The 2,789-nt window shown below is 34.1% G+C and carries 2 protein-coding genes; both read right to left on the reverse strand.

Annotation, left to right across the window (positions count from 1 at the left end; genetic code table 11):
• Window positions 1-130: 130 nt before the first annotated feature.
• Window positions 131-574 (reverse strand): hypothetical protein, encoded by a 444-nt coding sequence (locus HPE56_RS20190; RefSeq protein WP_188245550.1) that lies wholly within the window; start codon window positions 572-574, stop codon window positions 131-133.
• 148 nt (window positions 575-722) lie between these two features.
• Window positions 723-1,937: a serine hydrolase domain-containing protein gene (locus HPE56_RS20195; RefSeq protein ID WP_188245551.1), complete on the reverse strand. Its 1,215-nt coding sequence runs from the start codon at window positions 1,935-1,937 to the stop codon at window positions 723-725.
• Between the last annotated feature and the right edge of the window lie 852 nt (window positions 1,938-2,789).

Here is a 2,789-nt window from a genome sequence, read left to right on the forward strand (position 1 = left end):
AACCTTCTTCTTTGCCAAGGGCTAGGCAAACCTCTCGTATTCCCCCTTATCCCAAACCCCGGATCAGTCAACACGTCATATAGCGCTAGCCTATCGGCGCGCCATATGCTTAGTTATTAGCAAACGGTTTTTATTTTATCCATGTCCCGAGCAAAATCAAAAACTCAGTAAATTCAAAGCTTGCCAGAACCGTTAAAACAGACAGTTCATTTATGTGTTTCCGCCACCTAGATAAAATCCAGATATAGCAAGCCAATGGGATTATCATTAAAAATTGCAAGAGATTCCAAAATTGATAGTCGAATAATGACCAAATAGATGATAAAAAAGTAAAGAGTCCAATAATCAAACTAAACCACCTATTATTCAGTCCACACCATACAGTAAAAACCAGCGCAACAATTCCGAAAGAAATAAAAGCTACAGTGCCGATTGGAAATTCCATAAAGTAACCCCCTGCGTAACAGAGAGTCAATCCAATGAGAATTCCTTTCAGAATATTAGGTTTAGTTTTTTTATAAAGCAAGAGTCCAATTAAAACTCCTATACCGATAATAATTTTTGTCTGAGTCAATTTAACTGTTTGCTAACGGTTTTGTATATGAAAAGTAGGCGATTTTGAAGCTCTAAACTTTCGATTAAGCCAAAGTTTGATACGAGCACGAAGCCTTGAATTTAGCACTAATTCGCCTATTTTTTATATATATTGTTAGTGGCTGATTTCATTCGTTCATATGAGCTAATTTTCTGTATAATTCAATATGAACGGATGTTAATACATATGGATTTGTACTATCATAATAATTTTTATTGGCTGAATTCTTTACGATAACAGTATTTGTTGTGGGGTTTATGTAGATATGCTGATTAAAGACACCAATTGCCATAATTTCATCTTCATTACCATCCAGTATCCACCACTGATATCCGTAACCGACTCCGGGGTCGGATGAATTTTTACTATTGGGTTGCAAGTATTCTTCCGTTGAATGAATTGAAGCCTCCACCCAACTTAATGGTACAATTTGTTTTTCTTTCCATCTGCCTTTTTGAAGATAAAGTTTGCCCAGTTTTGCATAATCTCTCAAGGAAGCATTTAGTCCTCCATTAGCCATTTCCATTCCATGTCCATCCGCTAACCAATAGGCATCAAACTCACTACCAATAGGTTTCCAAATTTTTTCTTCTAAATAGTCAGTTAAACTCCTGCCTGTAGCCTTTACTATAATCATACCCAAAACATGGGTATTAATACTCACATAATGGTTGTAAGTTCCGGGTGGTCTCTCATTTATCAAAGTACTAGCAAATGCATCCTGAGATTTACCAAAAACGAAACCTTCCCAGTATCTACTTATATCTGAATTCGGGTCACCATAAGTTTCGTCAAATTTTATTCCTGTTGCCATCTGTAAAACATCCTTTATTTTTACACCATCATAACCAGACCCCTTTAATTCGGGTAAATATTCATCTACAGTTTGATCAATACTTTTGATGTAACCTTCTTCCATAGCGATACCAAAAAGTGCAGATATATATGATTTTGCCATAGACCAAGAGATATGTCGTGTATCTTCTTTCTGACCTCTCCAGTAATTTTCATACTGAATGGTATCATTTTGAATAAAAATTAATCCCTGCGTATAAGAAGAGTCAATATACTTCAAGGTATTATAGGTAATATCACTATGAATAAAATCTTTAGGTAGTGATATATTATTTACTCTTGGAAATATAAAAGGCTCATCTGCTTTTTCGACTTTTTTTGTAGGAAGGTAATCATCCATATGGATAAATGCTTGTTCAATATTTTCCAATTCCATAGCTTCCTGAAAGGCTAAGGCTTTTTTAATTTTTGGAATGTAAATTATTCCTGCGACTATTATAATTAGTAATAAAATGATAAATGGAATCTTGAGTTTTTTGAAATTCATTTTCTGTTTTTTTTAATTATATGTATTCTGATGTCCATTCAATTTGCCACTAACGACAGGGCTAAGCTTAGTGGCCCTTATTCAGGCTAATTTGTTTTGGGCCATTGATCTTAGGACCTGTTGTAAGTGGTTTTATTCTGATTTTATCTTTCCCTAAAATTAGGAATAATAACCATTTATAGTTTGCCATAAGAGAATAATAAGGACTCTTTTTGTTGAGCTTCCCGTTTTATATTAATTTATATAGCTAATATGATTAGTGTAAAACGGAACTAAAACACCCCTAACCGTGGAGAAAAACAATAAAATCCAGCTTAAAATTTGACTTTCTCAAAATTTTTACCGTCCTTTTACAAGTAGTTCTTAACGTGTCAACGTTCTGAGAGCCAACTCTCAACGCTGAAAGCTGAACTACTTGGGTAATATACGCCGAAAGAGTCGAATATTACCTTAATCCTTTTCTCCTCGGTTAGGGATTCCGATTTTTATATCCACAATATAACTCAGGTAATCCTCAGCTAAAAGAACATTAGCGATGGTAAATTACTTACAACGGTCTTGTGTATGAAACGTAGCGTTTAAAAAGACGCTAACTTTTCGGATTAACACAGAGCCGAATTTTTATATTTTGTTTTTAACTTATCAATCTTAAAAGCCAAATTTAAAAATTTGGCGGTCTTTGTAAATATACACAAACCTCTCGGAAAGCCTTTAGCAGCTATGTTTTATACACGTTGTTGAACTAATCCTCGTACCTCGGAAGCTTTTAGTTTGTTTATAAAAGTACGTTATCTTACTGTTTGATAAAAACCTTAAGAATATGTATTTAAAAAAAGTCAAGGACGATCTTGG

Origin of the sequence: Maribacter aquimaris, assembly GCF_014596745.1 — a bacterium.
In the GTDB taxonomy this organism is placed as follows: Bacteria; Bacteroidota; Bacteroidia; order Flavobacteriales; family Flavobacteriaceae; genus Maribacter_A; species Maribacter_A aquimaris.